The 26,467-nt window shown below is 73.7% G+C and carries 20 protein-coding genes; 5 read left to right on the top strand and 15 right to left on the bottom strand.

Annotated elements, in window-relative coordinates; all coding sequences use genetic code 11:
- Positions 1 to 115: 115 nt before the first annotated feature.
- The 7 genes from ASC60_RS11270 to ASC60_RS41595 form a co-directional block, all read right to left on the bottom strand.
- Positions 116 to 316, bottom strand: a complete 201-nt coding sequence (locus ASC60_RS11270) for an aroma-sacti cluster domain-containing protein (RefSeq protein ID WP_055549504.1) — start codon at positions 314 to 316, stop codon at positions 116 to 118.
- Positions 317 to 425: 109 nt separating this feature from the next.
- Positions 426 to 995, bottom strand: a complete 570-nt coding sequence (locus ASC60_RS11265) for an iron-containing redox enzyme family protein (protein WP_234356892.1) — start codon at positions 993 to 995, stop codon at positions 426 to 428.
- A gap of 156 nt (positions 996 to 1,151) precedes the next feature.
- Positions 1,152 to 2,132 carry a radical SAM protein gene (locus ASC60_RS11260; protein WP_055549500.1) on the bottom strand — a complete coding sequence of 327 codons (981 nt, stop codon included), beginning with the start codon at positions 2,130 to 2,132 and terminating at the stop codon, positions 1,152 to 1,154.
- Complete coding sequence (locus ASC60_RS11255) at positions 2,129 to 3,310, bottom strand: radical SAM protein (RefSeq protein WP_159043237.1); 1,182 nt, start codon at positions 3,308 to 3,310, stop codon at positions 2,129 to 2,131. The genes ASC60_RS11260 and ASC60_RS11255 overlap by 4 nt, the downstream gene beginning before the upstream one ends.
- A 129-nt stretch (positions 3,311 to 3,439) precedes the next feature.
- On the bottom strand, positions 3,440 to 6,007 hold the full coding sequence (locus tag ASC60_RS11250; protein ID WP_055549497.1) for an FtsX-like permease family protein: 2,568 nt from the start codon (positions 6,005 to 6,007) through the stop codon (positions 3,440 to 3,442).
- A 2-nt stretch (positions 6,008 to 6,009) separates the two neighbouring features.
- Positions 6,010 to 6,777: an ABC transporter ATP-binding protein gene (locus ASC60_RS11245; protein WP_234356890.1), complete on the bottom strand. Its 768-nt coding sequence runs from the start codon at positions 6,775 to 6,777 to the stop codon at positions 6,010 to 6,012.
- 82 nt (positions 6,778 to 6,859) lie between these two features.
- The gene (locus ASC60_RS41595; protein WP_159043236.1) at positions 6,860 to 9,436 is read right to left on the bottom strand and encodes an FtsX-like permease family protein; all 2,577 of its coding nucleotides are present in this window, start codon (positions 9,434 to 9,436) and stop codon (positions 6,860 to 6,862) included.
- Between the two features lie 319 nt (positions 9,437 to 9,755).
- Here ASC60_RS41595 and ASC60_RS11235 point away from each other — a divergent pair, with 319 nt between their 5' ends.
- The 3 genes from ASC60_RS11235 (at position 9,756) to ASC60_RS11225 (ending at position 14,525) form a co-directional block, all read left to right on the top strand.
- Positions 9,756 to 12,956 carry a BTAD domain-containing putative transcriptional regulator gene (locus ASC60_RS11235; protein WP_055549495.1) on the top strand — a complete coding sequence of 1,067 codons (3,201 nt, stop codon included), beginning with the start codon at positions 9,756 to 9,758 and terminating at the stop codon, positions 12,954 to 12,956.
- Positions 12,957 to 13,061: 105 nt separating this feature from the next.
- On the top strand, positions 13,062 to 13,781 hold the full coding sequence (locus ASC60_RS11230) for a 3'-5' exonuclease (RefSeq protein WP_055549493.1): 720 nt from the start codon (positions 13,062 to 13,064) through the stop codon (positions 13,779 to 13,781).
- Between the two features lie 117 nt (positions 13,782 to 13,898).
- Positions 13,899 to 14,525 carry a TIGR03086 family metal-binding protein gene (locus tag ASC60_RS11225; RefSeq protein ID WP_055549491.1) on the top strand — a complete coding sequence of 209 codons (627 nt, stop codon included), beginning with the start codon at positions 13,899 to 13,901 and terminating at the stop codon, positions 14,523 to 14,525.
- 159 nt (positions 14,526 to 14,684) lie between these two features.
- Here the strand turns inward: ASC60_RS11225 and ASC60_RS11220 are convergent, their stop codons facing one another.
- The 8 genes from ASC60_RS11220 to ASC60_RS11185 all read right to left on the bottom strand — a co-directional run bounded on the left by ASC60_RS11220 (position 14,685) and on the right by ASC60_RS11185 (position 24,286).
- Positions 14,685 to 15,593: a phosphotransferase enzyme family protein gene (locus tag ASC60_RS11220; protein ID WP_055549490.1), complete on the bottom strand. Its 909-nt coding sequence runs from the start codon at positions 15,591 to 15,593 to the stop codon at positions 14,685 to 14,687.
- Positions 15,594 to 15,711: 118 nt separating this feature from the next.
- Positions 15,712 to 16,260 (bottom strand): nitroreductase, encoded by a 549-nt coding sequence (locus ASC60_RS11215; RefSeq protein WP_055549488.1) that lies wholly within the window; start codon positions 16,258 to 16,260, stop codon positions 15,712 to 15,714.
- Complete coding sequence (locus tag ASC60_RS11210; RefSeq protein ID WP_055549486.1) at positions 16,251 to 17,498, bottom strand: NAD(P)/FAD-dependent oxidoreductase; 1,248 nt, start codon at positions 17,496 to 17,498, stop codon at positions 16,251 to 16,253. The genes ASC60_RS11215 and ASC60_RS11210 overlap by 10 nt, the downstream gene beginning before the upstream one ends.
- The gene (locus tag ASC60_RS11205) at positions 17,495 to 18,904 is read right to left on the bottom strand and encodes an NAD(P)/FAD-dependent oxidoreductase (protein ID WP_055549484.1); all 1,410 of its coding nucleotides are present in this window, start codon (positions 18,902 to 18,904) and stop codon (positions 17,495 to 17,497) included. The genes ASC60_RS11210 and ASC60_RS11205 overlap by 4 nt, the downstream gene beginning before the upstream one ends.
- Positions 18,901 to 21,054 (bottom strand): molybdopterin oxidoreductase family protein, encoded by a 2,154-nt coding sequence (locus tag ASC60_RS11200; protein WP_055549482.1) that lies wholly within the window; start codon positions 21,052 to 21,054, stop codon positions 18,901 to 18,903. Before ASC60_RS11200 ends, ASC60_RS11205 begins: the two co-directional genes overlap by 4 nt.
- Positions 21,047 to 22,432 carry an MFS transporter gene (locus ASC60_RS11195; protein WP_055549480.1) on the bottom strand — a complete coding sequence of 462 codons (1,386 nt, stop codon included), beginning with the start codon at positions 22,430 to 22,432 and terminating at the stop codon, positions 21,047 to 21,049. The genes ASC60_RS11200 and ASC60_RS11195 overlap by 8 nt, the downstream gene beginning before the upstream one ends.
- Positions 22,433 to 22,690: 258 nt before the next feature.
- Positions 22,691 to 22,993: a response regulator transcription factor gene (locus tag ASC60_RS11190; RefSeq protein ID WP_079038317.1), complete on the bottom strand. Its 303-nt coding sequence runs from the start codon at positions 22,991 to 22,993 to the stop codon at positions 22,691 to 22,693.
- 312 nt (positions 22,994 to 23,305) lie between these two features.
- The gene (locus ASC60_RS11185) at positions 23,306 to 24,286 is read right to left on the bottom strand and encodes a DMT family transporter (RefSeq protein ID WP_055549478.1); all 981 of its coding nucleotides are present in this window, start codon (positions 24,284 to 24,286) and stop codon (positions 23,306 to 23,308) included.
- Between the two features lie 346 nt (positions 24,287 to 24,632).
- On the opposite strand from ASC60_RS11185, the gene ASC60_RS11180 reads away from it, so the two are divergent.
- Together ASC60_RS11180 and ASC60_RS11175 are read left to right on the top strand one after the other, a co-directional pair.
- Entirely contained in the window at positions 24,633 to 26,207 is a 1,575-nt protein-coding gene (locus tag ASC60_RS11180; RefSeq protein WP_234356889.1) for an amino acid adenylation domain-containing protein, read from the top strand.
- Positions 26,204 to 26,464, top strand: coding sequence for a phosphopantetheine-binding protein (locus tag ASC60_RS11175; RefSeq protein ID WP_055549474.1), 261 nt, complete (start codon positions 26,204 to 26,206; stop codon positions 26,462 to 26,464). Before ASC60_RS11180 ends, ASC60_RS11175 begins: the two co-directional genes overlap by 4 nt.
- Positions 26,465 to 26,467: the final 3 nt, after the last annotated feature.

Raw genomic sequence — 26,467 nt, 5'->3', positions numbered from 1 at the left:
TTTCCTTCCCCGTCTTTTTGGTGCCCGTTACGTAGTGAATCGGTGGTATTGGACAATGGCCGCAGGGCCCAGGCGGTACACCGCCTGGGCCCTTTTCAACACGGTGTCCGGTCGATTACCAGACGAAGGCGCCGCTCAGCGGGGCGTCCACGCCGTGCGGGACGACGTCCTCGGCGGAGTCCAGGCGCTGCTTGATGGAGTTGAGCAGGGTCACTTCCTCCTGGCTGAGGGAGGAGACGGCCTCCAGCTGCTGCGGGTTGGCGCCCTTGAAGTTGTGCCCCGCGGCGGCCAGTTCCTTGAGCGCGTCGAACGACATGGTGAATCTCCTTCGTAGGGTGTGAGTGAGAGAAACTTTTCAGTCGCGCCGTTGCCTCTTTGTTCGGGCGGCGATCTGCCGCTCCCGTCCCCCATGTCCCTCCTCGGACCTAGGCGTTGGCGATCGTCATGGGAACCGTCGTGGCATCGAGGACCGCCGCGAGCGCGTTGTTGGCGGCGTCGATGGAGTGGAGTGCGCTGAGCCCGATCGCCGTGACCAGGTCCGGCGTGAGCGGCGCCTCGTCCAGGGTGCGCGTCAGCTCGTCGCGGTGCTTGATGTCGAGCGCGGCATGGCGCTCCAGGGTGCGGAAACCGGTCCGTGGGAATCCGGTGCGGCGCATCAGCTCGGGCACCAGTTCCGCGGACGGCGGATTTCCCTCCAGGACCGCGATGTGGCCGAGCAGACAGGCCGGGTGATAATGCTGGATCCAGTAGTACTGGGCGCCGACCAGATTGGCCACGGAAGCGGACGGAAGGCGGCGCAGCGGCTCGCCGGGATCGCATCCGATCGCCGCGAGGTCCTGCCGGAGCCATTCGTCGTGGCCCTGTTCCTCGCGGATATGCCGGGTGAAGTACGGTACGAGCGCGGCGGCGACCGGATCGTCGTCGGCCAGCTCCCCGCAGCGGGCCAGCGCGCATTCCATCAGCGGTACCGTCGAGCGAATGGAACTGTGCAGCATGCAGAGGTATTCAGGATACAGCTCGCCCAGTCGTGGAGAATTCCAGAATCTGCGGGTCGTCGCCATGAGCTGGGGGAGCAGAAGGCCGGTTTTGGCGCGCAGGGCCTGGCTGTGCCGTGTCATATGAGATCGTCTTTTCCGTGATGTTCCCGTGGATTAGGAATTCAGGGTGGCGATCGCCGCCAGCATCCGGTCGCTTTCTCCCTCGGGCCTGCGCTTCGTCATCGTCCAGCACAGTCCGCAGATGGACGAGAACTGCCGGTCGGCCAGGTCATGGAAGCCCGGGAGGGCGGTGAGCGGGCCCGGCCCGACGGACCCCAGCGCGGTGAAGAAGGAGTCGTTCGTGAAGCCGGTGACGGCGGCCGCCACTTCGGAGCCGTCCGCGCAGTCCCGGCGCAGCGCCGCCGGACCCGCGCCCATGATCACGGACTCGTTGCAGCACACGGTGACCCGGCCGTCGTAGCGCACCACCGCGGCGTCCACGACGTCACAGGGCCCGAAGGAGCGCCCCGGGTGCCGCACCGGCCGGTCGTACAGTCCGGCGCCCCTGCCGTGCGGAAGGCCGTGGGTGGGCACCAGCTCGGCGTGGTCGGACCAGTCCGGGCCCAGCGCCTCGGCCAGCGATTCGCGAGTGCGGTCCAGGGTGTCGCCCTCGTCGATGGCCTGGACCACGATCGGCACCCCGTGCCGGGCGATCACCCGCGCCGCGTTCCGGAACCGCTGGGGCCCCTGGCTCGCGACGTGGTGGGCGTCGGTGCTCAGGTAGACGGCCGCCGACCGCTCCAGGATCCGGTGGATCCACTGCGGGGCGTGGTCGCCGCGGGCCCAGAAACCGCTGGTGTAGAGCACCACATGCTTGCCCGCGGCGGCCAGCCGGGTGACCGCGAGGTCCAGGGCGCGCCGCTCGACGAAGGGTTCGCCCCCGGAGATGCCCACCATCCGCACCTCCGGCAGGGCGGCGAGCCGGTCGACGATGGAGGCGAAGAGCGCGTGGTCGGTGATCCTCGGGCTGTCCGGGCGGGAGTCCACCGAGCAGTGGGCGCAGCCCACCGGGCAGCGGTCGGTGATGAACAGCAGCACCGAGGCGCCCCGGGTGCGCCGGATGGTCAGCACCTCCCGGTGGCCGAGCCGGTTCACACCAGGCTCCCCGCGGGAGTTCTGCGGGACGGATCGTGGCCCAGGGACACCAGGTCGGCGTACTTGGCGATGCCGTAACTCCGGGCGAAGGCCAGCGGTCCGGCCTCCACCAGCAGCGATTCGGTCTGCCGCTCGATCAGCCGGGTGGCGGGCCGGTCGGCCAGCTCCCGGACCGCCCGGGGTACGGCGCCGTCCTTGGAGAGCACCCAGCAGGTCTCGCAGTATCCGGGGCTGCCGCAGCCGGGGCCGGGGCCGGGGTCGGGGTCGGGGTCGGGGCCGGGGTTGGTGATGCTGCCGCCGTTGCCACCGCTGCTGGCGTCGGCGCCGAGGCTGCCGTGGCGGTCCATCAGGTATTCGGGTCCGGTGGCGCGGATCGCCCGCACCATCGGATTCTCCAGCGCGCGCTCCTTGATGGCGGGCCAGTCGTCGCGGGCGATGTGGCCCAGGTAGAGGTGGGGCGGCAGCGGTACCTTGCCGTCCATCACGTCCTGGTTGCCGCACGCCGTCACCTGCCCGTTGAAGCCGATCACGGGCCAGGCGGAGACCGCGCAGGGCGCGGGGGCCACGGTGGACTTGGGCAGCGGCACGCGCTTGAGCAGCCAGGCGTCGGCGCGCCCGTGCGGGCTGATCGGCGCCACCAGCATCGGCACCCGGTCGTCGAAGACCCGCCGCACCTCCGCGGTGATGTCGGCGAGATACGGATCGTCCGGGCCGAGACCGGTCAGCTGGAGGCTGACGTCCTTGCCCTCCTCCAGCAGCTCCCGCAGGACCCGGAAGACCGAGGCCCGGGGCACCTCCTCCTCGTGGAAGCGGTCGAGGCTGGCCGAGAAGTGGTCGACCGCGTCGATGGCCCGCTTGAGCGGCCGTGGAATGCGGCCGCGGTCCGCGAAGTAGAGGCCGGACAGGACGTGGGAGCGGGACCCGGCGGCACGCGCCAGTTCGGCGATCTCCCGCACCAGGCGCGGCCGCAGCAGGGCCTCGCCCCCGGACATGAGCACGAACTCCGGGCGGTTTTCCGGGGTGAAGGATTCCGCGAATTTCCGGAACATCTCTTCCGGATATTCCTCACTGTCCAGCATGGAGCTGGTGGAGCAGTGCTTGCAGTGCAGCGGGCACCTTCGGGTGATACCGAAAAACACGGCCGAGGCCGGCACCGGTCGGTAACGCAAGATCTCCATGAGGTGCACCAGGAATCCCCCTCCTGTGACGGCTCATTGGGTGTTGCGCTTTCTATGATGCGGCGCCGGCCTTGAATCGAACTTTCGTGCCGGTTGCGAACTGGTTTTCTCGTTCGGCGGTAAAAAGCGTCAGGCCGCCGGAAGGGCACCGTCCGCTCGATTGCGCAGGGCGAGCGCGGCCGGAAGTGCCGTGGACACCAGGGCCAGTGCGGCCACTCCCGCGAGCACCAGGAGGTAGCCCCCGGGAGGAATGCTGAATTCCATGGACCCGGTGAGCGCCCCGTTGGCCCCCGCCAGGCCCGCACAGGCGATGGCCGTACCGACCGCGGCACCGATCAGGACCGCGATGAAGGTCTCCAGGTAGAGCATCCGGCTGATCTGTCCCCGGCTCGCGCCCAGCAGCCGCAGCAGCGCGAACTCCCGCGCCCGCTCGGCCGTTCCCATGAGAAGCCCGTTGACCACCGAAACCGCCGTGAACATCACCAGTACGGACAGCACGAGATAGGTGCCGGTGGTGTTCTGCGCGAGGGCGGTGCGGGCGGCGGAGGCGTATTCCCCGACATCCGTCGCTTTGGCCGTCGGATGGTCGCGCACCAGCGCGTCGGCCGCTTCCCGCAGCCGCTTCTCCTCACCGGATTTCGCCCGCACCAGCACCGAGTCGTCCAGTTTCTGGTGCATATGAGGGGCGAGATAGCGGTCGGAGAGCAGAATGTCGCCCAGCCCCAGCGGCCGGTCGAATACCGCGCCGACGGTCAGCGACACCTTCGTACCGTCACCGAGCCAGCCGCGCAGCCGGTCGCCCACGTGCAGCGAGCGCTCCTTGGCGTGGGTGCGGCTGACCGCCACCGTGCCGTCCTTCGCCAGGCTGGTCAGCGAGCCCTCCCGCAGCCCCAGGTCGAGCACCTTGGCCGCGGCCGCCGGGTCCAGCGCCTGCGCCCCCAGCACGTCCGGGGTGCCCAGCACGTACGAGACGAAGGTGGTCGAACGCGTCGCCGCCACCGCCTCCGCGCCCGGCAGCCGGCGCGCCGCCGCCACCACATCGGGCGGCAGCCCCGGCGCGTCCCGGGGCAGCAGCACCACATCGGCCCGGGTGCGGCGGTCGGTCTGCTCGGCGGTGATCCGGTTGAGCGACCCGGTGACCAGCAGCACCGTGCACGCCATCGTCGTGGTGAGCATCAGCGCGGAGGCCACCGAGGCCACCCGCCGCACCGAGGTACGGGAGTTGGCGTGCGCGAGCCGCCCGGTGGTACCGATCCAGGACACCAGGGCGCCCAGCGGCGGCTCCAGCACCCGGGTCAGCAGCGGCCCCAGCAGTACCGCGGCCCCCATCAGCAGCATCACCACCAGGTACTGGAACGCCACCCCGACCTCGCCGCCGATGTGCTGGGTGGCGAGGAACAGCGCGATCCCGCCGCCGAGCGCCACCAGCGCCGACAGCAGCCGGGTGACCGGCATGATCCGGCGCGGCGCGGCCGCCTCCTGGAGCGCGTCCGCGGCCCGGACGCGGGCGACCCGCCCGGCGGCGAAGACCCCGGCGAGCAGCGCGAGCAGCAGCGTCGCGGCCGCCGCGATCAGGAACGGCAGCGGCCCGATCACCAGTTGGTACGCGGACGGCACCGAGCCGCGGTCGCGCAGCGTCCCGAGGACCACTTTCGCCAGCGGCACCGCGAGCGCGAACCCGGGCACCAGCCCGATCACCGCGGCCAGCACGGTCTCCCAGGTGACGACGCGCCGCACCTGCCAGGGCGTCGCCCCGACCGCCCGCAGCAGCGCGATCTCATGGGTGCGCTGGAGGACGCCGAGGGCGATGGTGCCGCCGAGCACGAAGACGGCGAGGAAGCCGCCGAATCCGGCCATCGGACCGAACAGCAGCGTCGCGTCGTCCAGTTGCCGCGTGGTGTCCGGAGCCCCGGCCTCCGCCCGTGCGTCCCCCGTGAGCACGTCGGTACCCGGCTTGTCGAGCGCCTTCCTCAGCTTCCCGGCCAGCTCGTCCGCGTCCACGCCCCGCGCGGGGAAGACGCCCACGGCCGCGGCCTCGCCGCCGGACCGGGACAGCCGCTCGGCGGTGGCCGTGGAGAAGAACAGCGCCGACTGGTCGGGCAGTCCGTCCCGGCCGCGCGGCGCGGCGATTCCGCAGACCCGGAACCGCTCGGTGCCCGTGTCCGTGACCACGGTGACGGTGTCGCCCGTCCTTGAGTGCGCGCGGGCCGCGACCGAGGCGTCCACCACGACCTCGTCGTCCGCTCCCGGCGCCCGCCCCGAGCGCAAGCCGAACGGGGTCAGCGCGGCGGCCTCCCAGGCGTGGCCCTGGGCGGGCCCGTCCTCCGGCCCGGCCAGCGGCACCCCGCCCGGGCCGACAGCCTGGGCGTAGAACGGGGTGTCGGCGACCACCCGGCCCACGCCCCCGACCGCCCGCACCGCCTCGACGGCCTGACGGCTCATCCGCGGCGGCTGGTCCAGGGGGTAGTGCTCATGGTCGACGTTCTGCCCGGATCCGGTTCGTACGACGAGATCGGGGTCCATGCGGACGACGGCCGCCGTGGCGCCGAAGCGGTCCGTCCCCGGGACGGCCCGCAGTCCCGACTCGATCAGCACTCCGCACGCGGCGAGCAGCATCGCGGCCAGGGCCGAGGCGCACAGGGCGCCGATGAATCCGTACCGGTGGTGCCGGATTCCGCCGAGAGCGAGGCGCAGCACCGTCAGGCCCCCATCCGGGCCATGCGGTCGGCGACCCGCTGCGGCGTCGGGTTCTCCATCGCGTCGACGAGGGTGCCGTCGGCGAGGAACAGCACCCGGTCCGCGTACGCGGCGGCGCCCGGATCGTGGGTGACCATGATCAGGGTCTGGCCCGTACCGTCGACCACGTCGCGCAGCAGGCGCAGCACGTCCTGGCCCGACGACAGGTCCAGGGCGCCGGTCGGCTCGTCCGCGAAGACCACCTCGGGCCGGGTGACCAGGGCGCGGGCGACGGCCACCCGCTGCTGCTGGCCGCCGGACAGCTCGGCGGGCCGGTGGCCCAGCCGCTCGGTGAGCCCGGTGCGGTGCACCACGTCCCGCATCCAGTCGCGGTCCGGCCGCTTCCCGGCGAGCCGGAACGGCAGCAGGATGTTGTCCTTCGCGGTCAGGGACGGCACCAGGTTGAACGACTGGAAGACAAAGCCGATCCGTTCCCGGCGCAGCAGTGTCAGCTTGTGCTCGCGCAGCCTGCTGATCTCGGTGTCGCCCAGGAACACCCCGCCGGAGGTGGGGCGGTCGAGACCGGCGGCGCAGCGCAGGAAGGTGGACTTGCCCGAGCCGGACGGGCCCATGATGGAGGTGAACGACCCGGGCGGCAGCGCCACGGTGACGCCGCGCAGCGCGTGGACCGTGCCGTCCCCCCGGCCGTAGCGCCTGGTCACGTTCTCCAGCCGCATGGCGGGGAGCGCGCCCCGCGGGGTCATGCGCGCCGTCTGATCCGGCAGCGTCATCAGATGTCTTCCTCTCCGTGGTGGTTCATTCGCGTCCTCCGTAGGTGCTGGGGGCGGGTCATCCACCACCCGCCCCCTTCGCTCAGCGCGCGGGTCGCTCGCGCAGCATCCGCCAGGCCGGGACGAGGGCCGAGGTGAGCGCGAGGGCCACCGCGCCCGCGGCCGCGGCGAGGAGGAATCCGGGCGGGCCGCTGATGTGGACGCCGCCGGTCAGTGCCATGCTGGTGGCGGACAGCACGATCGCGGCGACCGCCGCGCCGAGCACCACCCCGCAGCCGGCGACGACCAGGCTCTCCCAGGCCACCAGGGCCAGGACGTTGCGCCGGGTGGCCCCGATCAGCCGGAGCATCGCGAACTCCCCGGTCCGCACGAGCGTCGCCATGACGACCGTGTTGGCCAGCGCGAGTGCCGTGAAGGCGGCGATGAGCGCGCTGAAGAGATAGACCGGCCAGGTCTCCTCCACCGCGCCCGCCGCCCCCGCCTCCCGCATCTGGGCGCGGTCGGCCGCCCGGGCCGAGGGCCAGCGCTGGGTCAGCCGCGCCAGGTCCCGGTCCAGGGACGGCCGGTGGTCCGGGCCGGTGATCAGGTAGACGGCGTCCAGCAGCGGGTCGGGGGTGTGCGGGCGCAGCACGGCGGCGGGCACGACGAGGTCGGCGAAGCCGAGGGAGCGGTCGAAGCGGGCGCCGATGGTCAGCTCCCGCCGGGTGCCGTCGGGCAGCCGCAGCCGGATCCGCTCGCCGGTCTTCCAGCCGTACTCCTTGGCCTGCTCCTCGCTGACCGCGACGGCCCGCCCGGCGGTCAGCCCGCGCAGATCGCCGTCCTTCAGGTGGATGTCCAGGGCGTGGGTCACGTGCGCGTCGGCGCCGAGCGCCCGCGCGGTGACGCTCTCCGCCTCGTCGGTGTGCACCGAGGTGCGCACCCAGGCGGTGCTGGTCGAGGAGACGGCGGTGACGCCCGGCAGCCGCGCCGCGTCCTCGGCGACGCCCGGCGGCAGCCCCTCCGCGTCGTGCGGCAGCAGCACATGACCGGCCGTCAGCCGCTGCCCCGCCCAGTCGGCCGCCACGCTCTGCTGGGTGGTCTGCATGAACAGCGCCGATACGGCGAAGCCGACCATCAGCACGATCGGCACCGCGGCGGACGCGACCTGGCGCGGCGCGGCCGAGGTGTTGGCCAGCGCCAGCTGCCCGGTGCGCCGCGAGAAGGCCCGTAGGAGCGCTCCCACGAACGGCGTGAGGGGGCGGACCAGGGCGGGTCCGAGCGCGCCCGCCGCGATCAGCAGCGTCAGGACGCCGCCGAACGCCAGCCCCGCGCCCGACACCCCGCCCATGGAGATGCCGAACGCCAGGAACAGCCCGGTGAAGACGAGGAAGGCCAGCCCGGTCAGCAGCCGCGACCGGGGCATCCGCCGCTCCGGCGCCGCCGCCTCGCGCAGCGCCTCGGCCGGGCGCACCCGGGCGGCGCGGCGGGCGGCCGACCAGACGGCGAGCCGGGTGATGACGAGCCCGGCGACGGCGGCCCCGGCCAGCGGCCACGGCCCGACCTCGACCCTCAGCTCCTGCGGCGCGATGCCGAGCGAGACCAGCGCACCGGCCAGCGGCCCGGCCAGCGCGGCGCCCGCCGGGATGGCGATCGCCGCGCCGACGATCGCGACCAGCAGCGTCTCCCAGCCCAGCATGCGCTTGATCTGACGGGGCGTGGCACCGATCACCCGCAGCAGCGCGATCTCCTGGTAGCGCTGGAGGATCGCGAAGGCGAAGCCGCCCGCCATGACGAACAGGGCGACGAACACCGCCAGCGACCCCATGGACACCACGAAGACCAGGGTGTCGATGAAGAGCACATCGCTGGAGGAGACCTCCGCCTCGCCGGTGTCGGTCAGCACCTCGACCGCCGGGCCCGCCCCGAGCGCCGCGCGCACCCGGCTCGCCACCGCGCCCGGATCGGCGCCCGCAGAGGTCGTCACCGCGATCGCGTGCACCCGGCTCCCCTCCGGGGCGAGCCGGGCCGCCGTCTCCGGCGCGAAGAACAGCGCCGACTGATCCTTCGTCAGCCCCGCGCGAGGCCCGGCGACGATGCCGCTCAGCCGGTACGTACGGCGGCCCTCGGCCCCGGTCAGCACGGTCACGGGACCGCCGGTCCGCAGGCCCCCGCGGCGCGCCGTGGCCGCGTCCACCACCACCTCGCCGTCCGCGCGCGGGGCCCGGCCCGCGCGCAGCGCGTACGGGGTGACGCGCGCGCTCGCCCAGGAGTGGCCGTAGGACCGGGTGCCCTGCTCGGGGGTGACCGGGCTGCCGTCCGAGCCGACCGCCTGCGCGTAGAAGGCCAGGTCGGGGACGGCCGAGCGGACGCCCTCGACGCCGCGCACCCGCTCCACCAGCCGGGCCGGCACCGGCGGGCGCGGCACCAGCGGCGCCTCCACGTCGCCGAACCCGGGCCGGTGCTCCTTCCCGTCCAGACCGACGTCGGAGTTGCCCACGACCACCAGGGACGCCCCGTGGAAGCGGTTGGGCTCGCCGTGGCCGCGCAGCGCGGACTCCAGCAGGATCCCGGCGGAAGTGAGCAGCATCAGGGCCAGCGTCACCGCCGCGAGTGACCCCGCGAACAGGGAACGCCGGGCGCGAAGCGTACTGAAGGCGAGCCGCAGCACGGCGCTCCTCATGTCGTGATTCGTGTCGACCCAGGGGTGTCCAAGGGCTGTCCCGTCATCCCCGGCGGGCTCCCGACGCCGGCTACGGTCACTCGCCGCATTGTCGGGATCGCCCGAGTACGACCCGGTACGAGGGCGCCCCTCCGTCCTGCGATTGACCGCATCCGACGCCGCTCGCTGTCCACTGGGGATGACGGGACAGCCCTTAGGCAGGATCCTCCGGCGGTCTGTCCGAATTCTGTCCACCGTCTGTCCAACTGGGCCGTTCGTGTCGGCTGGTCCGGACCGGTTCGCGGGACAGCCGTACCCGTCCCATGGTCCGATATCACCCATGGAGTTCGAATTACTCGGCGACCTCACGGTTCGTAACGGCTCCGGCCTGGCCCTCGCCATCGCCGGAGCCCGGCCGCGCGCCCTGCTGGCCCTGTTGCTGCTGCACGCCCCCTCGGCGGTCAGCACCGGCCGCATCCTGGACGAACTGTGGACGGGGGCACGGGCCAAGGACCCGATGGCGGCCCTCCACACGGCGGTGGCCAAGCTCCGCCGCGCCCTCCAGCCGCACGCCCCTGGCCTGGTCGTCACGGGTCCCGCGGGCTACCGGCTGGACCTGACCGGGCACACGGTCGACGTGCGGCTGCTGGAGGGGGAGCTGGCCCGGGCCCGCGCCGCCGAGGACCCCGGCCGCCGGGCGGCACTGCTGCGCGCCGCGCTCGACCGGTGGTCCGGGACCCCGCTCGCCGGGCTGCCCGCGCTGCCGTTCGTCCAGGCCGAGCGGGCCCGGCTGGAGGCCCTGCGGCTCACCGTCCTCGAAGAGCGCGCCGACGCCGAACTGGCCGCGCACGCCACGGCGGGCGGACTCGCGGGTGGAGCGGATCCGGCCGATCTCGTCGAGGCGCTGCGGGCCGCCGCCCGCGCCGACCCGGACCGGGAGCGGCTGCACGCCCTGCTCATCCGCACGCTCCAGGCGTGCGGCCGGCAGGCCGAGGCCCTGGGGGTGTACCGGGCGGCCCGCGCCGATCTGCGCGAGCGGCTGGGCATCGAGCCGGGCCCGGAGATGCGCGCCGCCCAGCAGGCCGTCCTGCGCGGCTTCTCCCCCACCGGAACCGCGGCGGGCCCCGGGAACGGCACCACGGCCGGGGCGGCGCACGGGAACGGCACCACGGCCGGGGCGGCGCACGGGAACGGCACCACGGCCGGGGCGGTACGCGCGCGGCGCGGCCCCGCGCCCGATCCCGCCGCCCACCCCAGCCTCCCGTCCGGCACCGGCTTCGTCGGGCGCGGCCCCGAACTCGCCGCCGTCGCCGCCCAGCTGGCCGAGGCCCGGCTGGTCACCGTGACCGGCACCGCGGGCATCGGCAAGACCAGGCTGTCCCTGGCCGCCGCGGCCCGCGAACAGGAGGCCGGTGCCACCGTCTGGCGGGTGGACCTGGTGCCCTGCTCACCCGCCGACGTACCCGGCGCCGTCGCCGCGGCACTGGGCATCGCGCCCGGCCCCGCCGAAACCCTCGCCGACCGGATGCGGCCGGCCATCGAGCGCAGCCCCCGATGCCTGCTGCTCCTCGACAACTGCGAACACCTCACCGACGCCGCCGCTGACCTCACCGCGCGGCTGCTGGACGACTGCCCCCGGCTGCGGGTGCTGGCCACCAGCCGCGAAGGGCTCGGCGTGGCCGGGGAATCCCGCCTCGCCCTGCGGCCCCTGACCGGCCAGGACGCCATCCGGCTCTTCCTCGACCGGCTCGCCGGGGTCTCCCCGGCCGCCGCTCGCGCCGCCGACTGGGACGAGGTCCGGGAGCTGTGCGAGGCCGTCGACCGGCTTCCGCTCGGCATCGAACTCGTCGCCCCCAAGGCCGCGTCCACCCCGCTGCCCGTCATCGTCCGCCAGCTCCGCACCCGGCGCGGGCTGCTGGAGGTGCCGCTGCGCTCCGCCGACGCCCGCCACGGCACCCTGCGTGCCGCCCTCGACTGGAGCTACCGCCTCATCACCGACGAGGAGCGGGAGGTGTGGCGGGCGGTGTCGGTGTTCGCCGCGCCCTTCACCGCCGACGCCGCCGACGCGGTCGCCGGGCCCGGCGCGGGCGACACCCTCGCCCTGCTCGCCGAGAAGTCGCTGCTGGTCTACGACCCCGGCCCCGGCAGTCCCCGCTACCGCATGCTCGTGTCCCTGCGCCAGTACGCCCGGCAGGCGCTCGCCGAGTGCGGCGAGGAGACCGGCTGCCTACGCCGCCACGCCGACTGGGTCGCCGCCCTCGCGCAGCGCACCGACGCCGCGCTGCGCACCGGCAGCGGCCCGGCCGCCTTCGCCGAGATGACCGCCGTGACCCCCGAAGTCGCCGGATGCCTGGACTGGCTGCAGGACAGCGCCGACCCCGCAGACCGGCTGCTCGGCTCCCGCATCGCCACCCATCTCTCCCTCTACTGGATGGCCGCCGGCCAGCGCCAGGAGGGCCACCGGCGGCTGCTGCGGGCCCTGGAATCCACCCCGCCCACCGTCGGCTGGTACGCCGAGATCCTGGCCTGGTGCGGCTGGCTGGGCGTCAACATCCGCCGCGTCGGGGACGACGACGAACTGCTGCGCCAGGCCCTCCCCGCCGCCGAGAAGCGCGGCGACCCGGCCCAGGTCACCCTGGTCGGAGCGCTCGCCCTCACCGTCCACGTCCGCCAGGAGCGGCTGGCCGAGGCGCGCGAGGTGGCCCGGCGCACCGCCGCCGCCCTCGACGAGCACGGCCACCGCTGGGAGACCGGGGTGTGGCAGCTGTTCCACAGCGAACTCCTGGTCGCCGAGGACCAGCGGCGCGCCGCCCTCACCTCCGCCATGACCGCCCGGGAGCTGCTGACCACCCTCGACCCGCACTCGGCCGCCACCGCGCAGATCATGACCGGCATGGCCTACGAGCGGCTGGGCGAGCGCGCCCTGTCCGTGCGCGCCTTCCGCGCCGCCCACGACGAACTGCGGCTCATCGGCGCCGAACACGAGGCCGCCTACGTCAAGGCCGTGCTCGCGTACGCGGCCGCCGGCGACGGCGCATGGGACGACGCCACCTCCTTCGCCGACGCCCTGGAGACCTACGCCCGCGAGAGCGCCGAGGGCTATCTGCTGGCCAAGGTGGAGACCGTACGGGCGCTGGCCGCCCGCGCCCGCGGCGACCTCGACCAGGCCGAGCGGCTGCATCTGCGCGCCTCCGAGCGCTACCGAGGCGGCAACCGCCCCGAATGCGCCGCCCACGACCTCACCATGCTCGGCGTGGTCGCGGCCGAGCGCGGCGAATCGGTGCTCGCCCAGGTCCGCTGGGAACACGCCCTGCGCACCGCCCGGCTGTCCGGTCGCCGCTACGCCGAGGCCCTGCCGCTGCGCGGCCTGATCGCCCTGCGCGAGGCCCAGGGCGACGAGCCGGCCGCCGCCGAGCTGCGCGACCGGCTGGAGCGCACGGTCCGCGAGGCCTCGCCCTCGCGCACCACCGAGTGCCCGTTCCATCTCGCGGTCTCCTCGGTCGCGTGTGACGCGACCGCCCGCGCCGTGCCCGGTCGTTGACGCCCCGGTCGCCGGGTCGCGGGGGTCCGCCCGCGGCCCGTTGTCAGTGGCGCGTGCGAAGGTGGCGACACCTGGGGGAAGCACAACAAAGGGAGGGCAACCGCCATGAGCTGGCACAGGGAGCTGCTGATCGGGTTCGATCTGGAGACGACGGGCACGGACCCGCGCGAGGCGCGGATCGTGACGGCGGCGGTGGTCGAGGTGCGGGACGGGGAGCCGATCGGCCGGCACGAGTGGCTGGCCGCGCCGGAAGTGCCCATTCCGGACGATGCGGTGGCCGTGCACGGGATCACCAACGAGCGGGCGGCGGCGGGTCGGCCCATACGCGAGGTGGCCGACGAGATCGCGGACGTGCTGGTGGCGCACTGGCGCACGGGCGCGCCGGTGGTGGCGTACAACGCGGCGTTCGATCTGAGCCTGCTCACCGCCGAGTTGGACCGCCATGGGCTGCGCTCGCTGAGCGAGCGGCTGGGCGGTGCGCCGACCGGCCCGGTCGTGGATCCGTACACGATAGACCGTGCCGTCGACCGCTACCGCAAGGGCAAGCGCACGCTGGAGGCGGTTTGCGGGGAGTACGGGGTGGCCCACGAGCGCGCCCACGAGGCCGGGGCGGACGCCCTCGCCGCGGTGCGGGTCGCCTGCGCGCTCGCCGAGCGGCACCGTCAGGTCGCCGGGCTGGAGCTGTGGGAGCTGCACCACAAGCAGGTGGGGTGGTATGCGCACTGGGCCGCCGACTTCCAGTCGTGGCTGCGCCGCAAGGGCACCCCGGACGCGGTCGTGGACGGCGGCTGGCCGCTGCGCGAGGCGGGGGCGGCGGTCGGGTAGCGCCGGGCACCACCGATGAGTTTCCGCCGCCCGGCCGGTCCGTACAGGTGAGGGGGAGCGGACCGGAGAACCGGAGAACCGGAGAACCGGAGAACCGGAGAAAGAGGAGAGCCACCGATGACCGACCGGACGGATCAGACGGATCAGACGGACCAGACGGGCCGCATTGATCTCGGCCCCGTGGCCCAGCGGGTGACGGCGCTGCTCAGCGGCGTCTCGGACGACCAGCTCGGGGCGCCCACCCCTTGCGGGGACTACTCCGTGGGAGAGCTGCTCGACCATTTCATGGGGTTCACGATCGGCATGCGCGACGCGGCGCGGAAGACCACCGGCGGGCCGGGCCCGCAGCCCCGGCCGGGACAGGGATCCGCCGAGGGGCTGGACCCCGGCTGGCGCCGGGAGCTGCCGCGCCGGCTGGACGATTTGGCCGCGGCCTGGCGCGACCCGGCCGCCTGGGAGGGCACCACCCAGGCCGGGGGCGTCACCATGGCCGCCGATGCCATCGGGCTCTTCGCGCTGGACGAGCTGGTGATCCACGGCTGGGATCTGGCCCGCGCCACCGGCCAGCCCTTCGACTGTGACCGGCGCAGCGCCGAGGCCGTCGTCGGGCTGCTGTCCGCGTTTCCGGAGGAGGCGCGGGGCGGCGGGTTCGGTCCCGTGGTGCCGGTGCCCGAGGACGCGTCCGTGCTGGACCGGGCGGTCGGGCTCAGCGGCCGCGACCCCGCGTGGCGCGCCGCCGGCTAGTGCCGCGTCAGTCAAGGTTTGCCCGGTAGCGAGGCGTCCTGGTGCGGTCAGATGCAAGGCGCCGGATCGGCCTCGTAGTGGGCCTACTCGGTCGATTCGGCAACGCCGCAGATGGCCGTGCCAGGGCGGCGAGCGGGGTGAACCTTGGCTGACGCGGCACTAGAACGGGTACCAGCGCACCGACGCGTCGCCCTCGCGCAGCGAGGCCACCCGACGGCGGAACTCGGCCAGTGCCGCCGGGTTCCCCGGCGCGTGCTGGGCCACCCATGCGCAGCTGGCCGTCTCCCGCGCGCCCCGCAGCACCGCGCAGCCGGACCACTCCCGCACATCCCAGCCGTACGCCGTGGTGAACTCGTCGTACGCCGCCGCGCCGAGCCCGTAGCGGTCCCGGGTCAGTGCCATCACGACGAGGTCGTGCTCGCGCAGATCGGTGGCGAACGTTTCCAGGTCGACCAGGACCGGACCGTCCGGCCCGATGTGCACGTTGCGCGGCAGCGCGTCGCCGTGGATCGGGCCGGGCGCCAGGTGCGGGGTCAGCTCCGCCGTGGCCGCCGTGATGTCGTCGCGGCGGGCGCGCAGATACGCGGCGTCCGCCGGATCGATCGCCTCCCCGGCCAGCCGCAGCCAGCGTTCGATCCCGCCCAGCAGATCACGGCGGGGCAGCGTCAGGTCCGGCGGAGGTTCCGGCAGGGCGTGCACCCGCCGCAGCAGCGCGGCGAGGTCGCGCGGCCCGGCGGGGCGCTCCGGCGGCGGGAGCCGCTGCCAGTAGGTGACCAGGTGGCCGTCGTGGGCGAGCGGCTGCTCCGCGCCGCCGAAACGGCGGTCCGGACGCACCGCGGGCACCCCCTCCCGGGCCAGCCAGTCGGCGACCCGCAGCTCCCGCGCGGCCCGTTCCCGTACGCCGAGGTCGCGGCTGATGCGGACCACCAGGGAGAGGCGGTCGAGGGCGAAGACGGCGTTCTCGCCGAGCGCCAGCAGCCGGGCCCCGGCGGCGTCGGCCGTGCCGTGCGGCAGCGCGGCGCCGAGCACCGCCCGCGCCCGTTCCTCCGTGAACCCCGCGTCCGCCACGCCGTACCTCTCCGCCGCCGAACCGGGTCCGGACCGCCCGGCCCCGGACGGCCCAGTCTCCCACCCGGCAGCGCAGGGCCCGGAGGCGTACCGAGCCCTTAGGAGGCGTACCGAGCCCTTAGAAAGAGGGTCTGAAGATCCGCACGCGGTCGCCCACGTCGGGGGCCTGGCGGCGGCGGGTCGGGCGGTCCGGGTCCACCGTGCCGATGTACAGCCAGCCCAGGACGCGTTCCGCCTGGTCCACGTCGAGCAGTTTGCGGACCGGTTCGGCGTCGAGCTGGGCGCCGGTCCGCCAGATACTGCCGAAGCCGCGGGCGTGGAGCAGCAGCATCAGGGAGGTGGTCATCGCGCTGACGGCCGCCATCTGCTCCCATTCCGGCACCGGGGAGACGGTGTCGGGGGAGAACACGAGCGTGGCCAGCAGGGGCGCCCGCCGGGTCTTGGCGCGCATCGCCTCGACGCTCTTGCCGTTGTCCTCGGCCAGGGCGGCGGCGAGCGCGTCGCGGGCGTCGCCGGATATCAGCAGCCAGCGCCAGGGCCGCAGCATGCCGTGGTCGGGGGCGCATGAGGCGGCCTTGAGCAGGTAGCGGAACTCCTCGGGGCTGGGGGCGGGACCGGCGAGCTTGTGCTCGCTGCGGCGGGTGAGGATGGCCGTCATCACGTCCATGCGGGTTCCCTTCTCTGGTGGGGCGTGCCGAGCAGCAACTGTTCGGGGCCGGCGGGCAAGGCGCGGCCGATCAGGGAGTGCAGAAGCGGGTAGGCGGTGGTGTCGCCCGCCAGGACGCCGCCGAGCAGGGTGCGGGAGTCGTCGGCGAGGACGAGCTTGGCGTAGCTGCCCGACCGGTGGTGGTGGCGGACGAATTCGAGGGCGCCGGGTGTCTCGGCGTGGCAGTCGCCGAAGCTGGCGACGTCGACGCCGAGCAGTTTGAGCCGGGTGGAGGTGTCGGCCCCTGCGAAGGGCCGGGCCGGGAGGCCGAGGAGTTGCGCGGCGACGGATTCGGCCATGCGGTAGCCGGGGGCGACGAGCCCGTAGCAGCGCCCCTGCACGGCGGCGCATTCGCCGATCGCCCAGATCCGGGGGTCGGTGGTGCGGCAGTGGTCGTCGACGAGGAAGCCGCCGCGGGGCCCGCGCGCCAGACCGGAGGGTTCGGCCAGGTCGTCGCGGGGGCGTACGCCGGTCGCGAAGATGACCAGGGCCGCGTCCAGGCGGGTGTGGTCGTCGAGGGTCACCGCGCACACCCGCCCGTCGGGTCCTGCGTCGACGGACCGGGTGATGGTTCCGCAGTGGGGCTGGACCCCGAGCTTGCCGACGAGGTCGGCGAGGACCTGCCCGGCTCCGGCGTCGATCTGGAGCGGCAGCAGATGCGAGGCGGTCTCCACCACATGCGGCCGCATGCCCAGCAGCCGCAGCGCGTTGGCCGCCTCCAGGCCGAGGAGCCCGCCGCCGACGACGACGCCCGCCCGGCCGGGGACGGACGCCGCCCGGATGGCCTCGATGTCCTCGACGGTCCGGTAGCGGAAGCAGCCCGGCAGGTCGCGTCCCGAGATCGGCGGGACGAAGGGCCGGGAGCCGGTGGCCAGGGCCAGCGCGTCGTAGCCCGTCACGGTGCCGTCCGCGCTGGTGACGGTGCGGGCGCGGCGGTCGACGGAGACGGCGGTGGTGTTGAGCCGGAGGTCGGCCATGGGGTCGTCGAGGAGGTCCGGGCCGGTCAGATCGAGCGCCCCGGCGTCCCCGTCCGCCCCGCCTTCGAGGTGTGACGAGAGCGAGACGCGGTCGTAGGCGGGCCGGGGTTCCTCGGCGAGGATGACGATGCGCCACCGTTCTTCCAGGTCCCGGTCCCGGACGCGCTCCACCAGCCAGTGGCCGACCATGCCGTGGCCGACGACGACGAGGGTGCGGGTCACCGGACCGCCTCCGCCACGGCGGGTTCGGGCCGGGGCTCGGCGGCGTGCAGGGCGGCGCACAGGTCGCGGACCGCGCCCGCGCAGCTGCCGCAGCCGGTGGTCGCGTGGGTGGCCGCGGCGAGTGCGGCCGCGTCCCGGGCGCCGCCGCGCCAGCTGTCGGCCAGGGCGCGTTTGGTGACGTTGTTGCAGTGGCAGAGGACCGCGTCGTCCGGCACCTCGACCGGTCCGTGGCGCTCGGCGGGGGTGCCGAGGAGGAACGCCAGCCGGTCCGTGGGCACCGGCAGCCCCTGGTCGCCCAGGGTGCTCAAGGAGGCGATGGCCTGGGGGTAGCCCACCAGGACGGCGCCGAGAAGCCGCTGGTCGCGCAGTTCCAGCCGGGCGTAGCGGCCGCGGGCGGGGTCCTGGAGCGTCACCGTCTCCTCGACGTCGGCGGCCGGGCCGGGCGGGCCGAACGCGGCGATGTCCAGTCCGGGCGCCTTCAGCCGGGTCACGGGCACGCTCGCGCGGGGCCGGGCCCGGCCGCCGCAGAGTCTCGCCGCGAGCCGTTCCGCCTGGTCCCAGGCGGTGGTGGCCAGCCCGGGGACCGTGCCGTGCTCCTCGGCGCAGTCGCCGATGGCGTGGATGTGCGGATCGTCGGTGGTCAGCGTGTCATCGACGACCACGCCGGTGCCGACGGCGAGTCCGGCGGCCCGGGCGATGCGGATGTCCGGCCGGACCCCGGCGCACACCACGACGCTGTCGGTGCCGATGGTCTGGCCCCGGTCGAGGGTGAGGGTGCCGGGGGCGTACGCGACCGCCTGCCGGGACGGCTCCAGCCGGATGCCGTGGTCGCGCAAGCACCGGGCGAGGATCGCCCCGGCCGTCGCGTCGAGCTGGCGGTTCATCGGGTACGGGCGCGGGTGCACCAGGGTGACGCGGGTGCCGCCGCGCCGCAGGGCGAGCGCCGTTTCCACCCCGAGCACCCCGGCGCCGACCACCGCCACCTGCCCGCCGGTGACGCGCCGGCAGTCGGCGACGGTACGCAGCGGGGTGACGCCGTCGGCGAGCCGTCCGGCTTCCGTCAGCAGGCCGGGGACCGCGGGTATCCGGGGCCGGGCGCCGGTCGCGAGCACCAGGTGGTCGTACGGGTGGCTGGTGCCGTCCGACGCGTGCGCCAGGCGGCGTTCCCGGTCGATGCCGGTGACCCGGGTGCCCAGCCGCACCACGGTGCCGTCCGGCGGACCGGGCAGGGCCAGGGCGCGGGCCGGGAGCGTGCCGTCCAGCACCGAGGGGAGCAGCACCCGGTTGTACGCGGCCACCGGCTCCGCCCCCAGGACGGTGACGGTGCCCCGGTGGCCGTGGTGGTGCAGCCGGTCCACGAGGCGGTGGGCGGCGATGCCGTTGCCCACGACGACGACGGCGCTCATGCCGGGTCCGTCCAGGGTGCGATGCGGACCGCGCAGACCTTGAACTCGGGCATGTGGCTCTCCGGGTCGAGGGCGGTACTGGTGATGAGGTTGGCCCGGCCGTCCGCGGTGAAGTGGAACGGCAGGAAGACGGTGTCGGCCCGCAGGGTCGGCACCAGCCGCACCCGGGCGACGGCCGTGCCCCGGGCCGAGCTGACCCGCGCCAGGTCGCCTTCGGCGAGCCCGGCCCGCTCGGCGGTGTCGGGATGCACTTCGAGATACGACTCCGGGTCGGCCGCCAGCAGTTCGGGGACCTCGCGGGTCTGGGCGCCGGACTGGTAGTGCGCCAGCACCCGGCCGGTCGTGGCGAACAGGGGGAAGCGGTCGTCGGGGAGTTCGGCGGCGTCCCGGTGGTCGACCGGGCGGAACCGGGCCCGGCCGTCCGGGTGGGCGAAGCGGTCGAGGAAGAGCCGGGGCGTGCCCGGGTGGGGCGGCTGCCCGGGCGGGGTGGCGGGGCAGGGCCAGTGCAGGGCCTCACCGGCGTCGAGCCGTTCGTAGCTGACGCCGGAGTAGTCGGCCCGGCCGCCCCGGGTGGCGCGGCGCAGCTCCTCGAACACCTCGCGCGGTACGGCGGGGAAACGTTCCGACGGCTGACCGAGCCGGATCGCGAGTCCGCGCAGCACGTCCAGGTCGCCGCGTACCCCCGGCGGGGGCCCGGAGAGCCGGCGGCGGCGCAGCACCCGGCCCTCCAGGTTGGTCATGGTGCCCTCCTCCTCGGCCCACTGCGTCACCGGCAGCACCACATCGGCCAGCAGCGCCGTCTCCGACGGCATGAAGTCGGCCACCACCAGCAGCTCCAGCGCGGCCAGCCGCTCGGTGATCCGCGCGGCGTGCGGTGCGGACACCACCGGGTTGGAGCCGAACACCAGCAGCGCGCGCGGTCCGCCGGGGCGGCCGAGGGAGTCCAGCAGCTGATAAGCGCTCGGCCCGGGGCCGGGCAGCTCCTGCGGCGGCACGCCCCAGACGGCGGCCACCTCGGCGCGCGCCCCGGGGTCGGCGATCGACCGGTAGCCGGGCAGCTGGTCGGCCTTCTGGCCCAGCTCCCGGCCGCCCTGCCCGTTGCCCTGTCCGGTGAGGCAGCCGTAGCCGCTGCCCGCCCGGCCGGGCAGGCCCAGGGCGAGCGCCAGGTTGATGAAGGCCGCGACGGTGTCGGTGCCCTTGCTGTGCTGTTCGGCGCCGCGCCCGGTGAGGACGTAGGCGCGCCGGGCCTCGCCGAGCATCCGTACCGCCGCGCGCTGGGCGGCCACCGGCACCCCGGTGACCCGTTCGACGCGCTCCGGCCACCAGGCCACGGCCCGCTGCCACGCGGCGTCGAACCCGACGGTGCGCCGGTGCAGATAGCCCTCGTCCATTCCGCCGTCGGTGACGACGAGATGGAGCAGGCCGAGGGCGAGCGCCAGGTCCGTACCGGGCTGCGGCTGGAGGTGGAGGGCGGCCGCCTCGGCGGTCCGGGTGCGGCGGGGATCGATGACGATGAGCCGGGCGCCCGCCAGGTGGCGCATCAGCGGCGGCATGGTCTCGGCCGGGTTCGCCCCGGCCAGCAGGATCACCTCGGCGTCGTCGAGGTCGGCCACCGGGAACGGCAGCCCGCGGTCGAGGCCGAAGGCGGCGTTCCCGGCGGCCGCCGCGGAGGACATGCAGAACCGGCCGTTGTAGTCGATGCGGCTGGTGCCCAGCGCCACCCGGGCGAACTTGCCCAGCAGGTACGCCTTCTCGTTGGTCAGCCCGCCGCCGCCGAACACCGCCACCGCGTCGGGGCCGTGCGCGTCCCGGATCCGGCGCAGCCGGTCCGCGACGGTGTCCAGCGCCCGGTGCCAGCCCGCCGGTTCCAGCGATCCGTGGGCGTCCCGGATCAGCGGGGCGTGGAGCCGCACCGGGGTGTCGAGGAGGGCGGGGGCGGTCCACCCCTTCTGGCACAGCCCGCCCCGGTTGACGGGGAAGTCGGAGGGCGTCACGACCACCGCGCCGTCCTCGTGGTCCAGCCGGGTGCCGCACTGCAGGGCGCAGTACGGGCAGTGGGTCGCCACGGCGGTCGCGGAAGACGAGCGCGCCGAGGGCCTGGAAAGGGCGGTGGAGGGCGGCGATGCGGACACCGGCGGTGATTCAGACATGGGAGACCTCCGCACGCGGCACGGAGCGGCCGCCTCCGGGCCCGCCGCCGGGCGCCCCGCGCAGATAGACCGCCCAGGTCACCACCGCGCACACCGCGTAGTAGCCGAGGAAGGCGGCGAACGCGGCGTCACCGGTGCCGCCGGGGCCGTCGTAGCAGGCGCGGAAGGCCAGGTTGACGGCGACGCCGCCGAGCGTGCCGACCGCGCCGGTGACGCCGATGACCGCGCCGGACAGCTCACGGGCCCGGGTGAAGGCGCGGGTGGCATCCTCGCCCGCGGTGACGGCCTTCTCCGCGTCCTGCGCGAAGACCGCCGGAATCATGGCGTACGCCGAGCCGTTGCCGATCCCCGACAGCACGAAGAGCACGCAGAAGGCGGCGACGAACAGGGCGAACGAGTGGGTCGCGGAGGCCAGCAGCAGCACCCCGGTTCCGGCGGCCATGGCGGCGAGGTCCACCAGCGTCACCCGCGCCCCGCCCCACCGGTCGGCAAGCCATCCGCCGAGCGGCCGGAACAGCGAGCCGAGCAGCGGGCCGAGGAAGGTGTACGAGACGGCCTCCAGCCCGGAGGCGCCGAACTCGTACTGCAGGACCAGGCCGAACGCGAAGCCGTATCCGATGAACGAGCCGAAGGTGCCGACGTACAGCAGCGACATCCACCAGGTGTGGCGGCTGGCCAGGGCCTCGCGCAGCGCCCCGGGCCGGGCCCGTACGGTCGCGAAGTTGTCCATCCGCCGGGCGGCCAGCACCGCCAGCACGGCGGCCGCGGGCAAATAGGCGGCGGCCAGGTACTCGGGGTGGCCCAGACCGGCGGTGGCCGCCACCAGCAGCCCGAGCAGCTGCACCACGGCCACGCCCAGATTGCCGCCGCCCGCGTTGAGCCCCAGCGCCCGGCCCTGGTGGCGGCGGGGGAAGATGCCGCTGATGTTGGTCATCGACGAGGCGAAGTTGCCGCCGCCGAGCCCGGCCGCCGCCCCGGCCACCAGGAACACCCACAGCGGGGCGTCCGGCCGCTGGATCACCCAGACCGCCAGCGCGAGGGGGAGCAGCAGGGAGACGGTGGCGCACACCGTCCAGTCGCGGCCGCCGAAGCGGGTCACGGCGTAGCGGTAGGGCAGCCGGAGCGCCGCCCCGGCCAGGGTGGGGACGACGACCAGAAGGAACTTCTGCCCGGCGTCGAAGGTGAATCCGGTCGCGGGGGACATGAAGAGGACCAGGACCGACCACAGGCTCCATACCGAGAAGCCGAGGTGTTCGGTCGCGACGGACAGCACCAGATTGCGCCGTGCGACGCGGCTGCCCTCACGTTTCCAGAACTCCCGGTTCTCGGGGTCCCAGTGATCTATCCAGCGGCCGGAACCGCCCCGAGCCTTGCCCATGAGTTGCCTCGGCCTCCACTCGCATCTGAACACGGTCACAGTCATCAGTGGTGGTGATGGTGATGGTGTTGAAGGTGGTGCTTGGTGTGGCACGAGAATGCTGATGCCGGATTCCTCCAGGGGGTGGGGAAGCTCCAGAGGCATATCCAGGGTGCCGGGATGCGGAAAGCGGGCTCAATTGAACCTTGGTACACACGACGGACCGGCCTCACGCAGGGCAGCAGAGGCCGGCCGGCTCTTGGAGGCGCCTATACCCCGTCACATGGTCGTGCGCAATGATTCAATCCAGGCATACGAGACCAGGCCCGCTTGCAGCCTGGACTCCACGCGCAGCTTGGTCAGGATCTGCGCCACATGGGCTTTGACCGTGCGTTCGGTGACGGCGAGCCGGGACGCTATGGATCGGTTGGACTCCCCGTCGCCGAGCAGGCGGAACACATCGAATTCGCGACTCGAAAGTGAGGGCACCCGGTCCAGCTCTTCCTGCCAGGTCCGGCGAGCGTTGGGTGCCAGTGGTGCTTTCCTGGCGGCTAAACCGATCAGGCTTCCCTGTGTGGCCATGTATCTCCCTCTCCCGAAAACGCGGGTCGCGGGGTCCGGGTAATAGGTGGATTCACGTCAGCCTTATGAGCCCGGGCAGTATACGGAGGCGCCGATGTCAGAGGCATGTGACGAGCTTCACTTCCCGTTCCCGCGGCCGGCTGGATGCCGCCGTCGACCTGCGGGTCTGTGGTGGCGGACGGTGCGGAATCGTCTTGCTCCCTGAGACGGCGTCATCGGCAGGCCGCAATGGCGCGTTCTCGCTCAAGGCATGGACGGGCGATCATGCTAGATTCACTCGATTTCCGGTCAATCGCCGGTCAATCGCGCCGCTCAGCGAAGCCGTTCACGGTCCTCCGCGTCCGCGACGGCCATCGTCCCGGCCGCCTCCTCGGGCTTCGGCCGCGCCCGGCCCTGGGTGACCGCCAGCACCGCGCCGGCCAGCAGCACCACCGCGCCGATCGCCTGGACCGCACCGAACGTCTCGCCCAGGAAGAGGTAGGAGCACAGGGTGCCGACCGCGGGCACCATGAACATCATGATCGAGGCCGAGGCCGGGCCCACCGCGCCGACGCCCCGGTAGTAGAAGAGGTTCGCCACGGCCGTCGGCCCGATCGCCACGAACACCGCGTTGACCCAGGTGGTGGCGGGCACCGCGCCCCAGTCCGCGTGCCAAGCGGAGGGCACGCTGTAGAGCCCCAGCAAAATGGCGCCGCAGCTCATCGCGTACGCCGTGGCCCGCAGCGGTTCGATCCCGGCCAGCACCCGGGGGCCGAGCAGGGTGAACGCCGCCCAGCAGCCCGCGCTCAGCAGGAACAGCACATCGCCGATGAACCGGTCGCCGCCCGCGCCCGCGTCGGTCCGCGCGCCGATCAGGAAGATCACGGCACCGGTCAGCCCCAGCGCCAGCCCCGCCACGCGCCCGGCCGACGCCCGCTCCTTGCGGGTGACCAGCAGGAACCCGGTGGTCAGCACGGGGCTCATGACCGGGATGATGGTGGTGCTGTCCATCGCCGGGGCCAGCGAAAGCCCCCAGAAGAACAGCAGGTTGTACAGGAAGACCCCGAGCACCCCCGCCCCGGCGGCCCGCCCCACGTCCCGCTTCGACGTGGCCTGCCGGGAGGGGACGAAGCGCAGCGCGATGAGCAGGACCACCGCCCCGCCGCCGAAGCGCAGCAGAGCCGCCACGGAGTGCGGCAGATGGTCGACAACGACCTTGGAACTGCTGAAGCCGCTGCCCCAGAGGACCATCGTGGTCGTCAGTAAGAGATAGGGGTTCGTGCCCCCTCCGGGCTTTGCCTGTTTCTGCGACATGCGCTTCCCCCTTGGTCTGCTGCGTGACTGCTGGTGCGACTGATGCTCATGTGGCAGGGCGCCCCGCCGCGTCGGAGCGGGGCCGTTCAGATGACGTCCCGTCACCTGCAGTGGTCGGCCACAGCGTAACGGGCCGGTGAAGGGCCCGTGCCCCCGCCTCGCCGACGGCGCCCGAACGCGCCTGTACGAAGGTTCAATTGAGGCCCCCGAGGCCCGGCGGTGATAGTCAATCGCATCCCGGCCCGGCGCCGGATCATCGCGAACACTCGCGGCGGGCACGGTCCTGCGCGGTGCGCCGCTCAATGTCTTCTGTTATTCCCGACGGCCGCAAGAAGGGTTCCCCGAAATGCTGCTGCAATCCATGACCTCGGACCCCATCGCGCGCAATTCCGATCTCGTGAGCCTCTTCCGCGAGGTCGCCGCGGCCACACCGGAGCGGACCGCGCTGTCCGCCGAGGACGACCGCCTCTCCTACCGGCGGCTCGACGCCTGGTCGGACGCGGTGGCCCGCACCCTGCTCGCCGAGGGGGTCAGGGCAGGGGACCGGGTGGCCCTGCGCATGTCGCCGGGAACCGAGGCCATCGTCGCGATCCTGGCCATCCTCAAGTGCGGCGCCGCGTACGTCCCGGTGGACCTGCGCAACCCGGTCTCCCGGAGCGACTTCATCCTCGCCGACAGCGGTGCGAGCGCACTGATCGGCGAGGTCTACGAGGGATGCGCGGTCACCAGGGTCGTCACCACCGCGGCCGTGACGGAACGCCGGGACGCCCGCCCCGAGCCCATGACGGGTGCCCAGGGGCCGGGCGCCGAGGACCTGGCGTACGTCATCTACACCTCCGGAACCACCGGGAACCCCAAGGGCGTGCCGGTACGCCACGCCAACGTACTGGCCCTCCTCACCGGCGCCCCCTCGGTGTTCGACTTCACCGCGGACGACCGGTGGCTGCTGTTCCACTCGCTGTCGTTCGACTTCTCGGTGTGGGAGATGTGGGGGGCGTTCTCAGGCGGCGCGGAGCTGGTGGTGCTGCCGCACTGGTCGGCCCGTACGCCCGAGCAGTATCTGACGGTCATCATCGACCGGGGCGTCACCGTCATCAACCAGACGCCCACCGCCTTCCTCGCGCTCACCGAGGCGGCGGTGCGCGGCGGCCGGGACGTCTCGGGGCTGCGCTACGTCATCTTCGGCGGCGAGAAGCTCACCGCCCCCATGCTGCGGCCCTGGGCCAAGGCGTTCGGGCTCGACCGGCCGCGGCTGGTCAACGGCTACGGGATCACCGAGACCACGGTGTTCACGACCTTCGAGGAGATCGGCGAGGCGTATCTGTCGCAGGACGCCTCGGTCATCGGGCGCGCGCTGCCGTCGTTCGCCACCCGGGTCGTCGGCGACGACGGCCGGGACGTGGCGCTCGGCGAGACCGGTGAACTGTGGCTGGCCGGCGCCCAGCTGGCCGAGGGCTATCTGCGCCGCCCGGAGCTGACCGCCGAGAAGTTCCCGGTGGTGACGGACGGGGAGACCGGCGCATCCGTCCGCTACTACCGCACCGGGGACCTGGTCAGCGAGCTGCCCGACGGCCGGTTCGCCTACGAGGGCCGCGCCGACCTCCAGATCAAACTGCGCGGCTACCGCATCGAGCTGAGCGACATCGAGACCGCCGTGCGCCGCCACGACGACGTCCTCGACGCCGTCGTCACGGTGCGCGAGTTCAAGCCCGGCGACCTCCGCCTGGTCTGCGCCTACGTGGCCCGCGAGGGGAGCGCGACCACCGCACGGGAGCTGCGGAACCACATCAAGACCCTGTTGCCGGCCTATATGCATCCGGCGCGCTATCTGCGGCTGCCGGGGCTGCCCCGCACCGTCAACGGAAAAGTCGACCGGGCGGCCGTCGTCCGGTCCTGGGAGGAAGAGGTGGCACGTTCATGACGCAACCGATCATCGACACGCAGTCGGCCAACCCCGACGACCTCGCCGTCGCTTGGGTGGGCGAGGTGCTGGAGGAGTCCGACCTGTCCGCCCAGGACAACTTCCTCGACCTCGGCGGCCACTCCGTCCTGGCCCTGGAGCTGAGCGAACGGGCCAAGAAGAACCTCGGTGTCGACCTGGACATGCAGATCCTGTTCGAGCGCAGCATCGGCGAGGCCCTCGCCGACGCCGTCGCCCGCGCCCGGACCACCAAGTAGCAA

This window comes from Streptomyces sp. NBRC 110028 (assembly GCF_001417735.1).
Lineage (GTDB): Bacteria > Actinomycetota > Actinomycetes > Streptomycetales > Streptomycetaceae > Streptomyces.
Note: the sequence above shows the minus strand (reverse complement) of the source record. Positions and strands in the feature narration are given on the sequence as shown.

Coding starts and splice junctions, on each gene's coding strand:
- ASC60_RS11270 (WP_055549504.1), bottom strand. CDS start 316: ATGTCGTTCGACGCGCTCAAGGAACTGGCCGCCGCGGGGCACAACTTC.
- ASC60_RS11265 (WP_234356892.1), bottom strand. CDS start 995: ATGCTGCACAGTTCCATTCGCTCGACGGTACCGCTGATGGAATGCGCG.
- ASC60_RS11255 (WP_159043237.1), bottom strand. CDS start 3,310: ATGGAGATCTTGCGTTACCGACCGGTGCCGGCCTCGGCCGTGTTTTTC.
- ASC60_RS11245 (WP_234356890.1), bottom strand. CDS start 6,777: ATGACGCTGCCGGATCAGACGGCGCGCATGACCCCGCGGGGCGCGCTC.
- ASC60_RS41595 (WP_159043236.1), bottom strand. CDS start 9,436: ATGAGGAGCGCCGTGCTGCGGCTCGCCTTCAGTACGCTTCGCGCCCGG.
- ASC60_RS11235 (WP_055549495.1), top strand. CDS start 9,756: ATGGAGTTCGAATTACTCGGCGACCTCACGGTTCGTAACGGCTCCGGC.
- ASC60_RS11230 (WP_055549493.1), top strand. CDS start 13,062: ATGAGCTGGCACAGGGAGCTGCTGATCGGGTTCGATCTGGAGACGACG.
- ASC60_RS11225 (WP_055549491.1), top strand. CDS start 13,899: ATGACCGACCGGACGGATCAGACGGATCAGACGGACCAGACGGGCCGC.
- ASC60_RS11215 (WP_055549488.1), bottom strand. CDS start 16,260: ATGGACGTGATGACGGCCATCCTCACCCGCCGCAGCGAGCACAAGCTC.
- ASC60_RS11205 (WP_055549484.1), bottom strand. CDS start 18,904: ATGAGCGCCGTCGTCGTCGTGGGCAACGGCATCGCCGCCCACCGCCTC.
- ASC60_RS11200 (WP_055549482.1), bottom strand. CDS start 21,054: ATGTCTGAATCACCGCCGGTGTCCGCATCGCCGCCCTCCACCGCCCTT.
- ASC60_RS11195 (WP_055549480.1), bottom strand. CDS start 22,432: ATGGGCAAGGCTCGGGGCGGTTCCGGCCGCTGGATAGATCACTGGGAC.
- ASC60_RS11190 (WP_079038317.1), bottom strand. CDS start 22,993: ATGGCCACACAGGGAAGCCTGATCGGTTTAGCCGCCAGGAAAGCACCA.
- ASC60_RS11185 (WP_055549478.1), bottom strand. CDS start 24,286: ATGTCGCAGAAACAGGCAAAGCCCGGAGGGGGCACGAACCCCTATCTC.
- ASC60_RS11180 (WP_234356889.1), top strand. CDS start 24,633: ATGCTGCTGCAATCCATGACCTCGGACCCCATCGCGCGCAATTCCGAT.
- ASC60_RS11175 (WP_055549474.1), top strand. CDS start 26,204: ATGACGCAACCGATCATCGACACGCAGTCGGCCAACCCCGACGACCTC.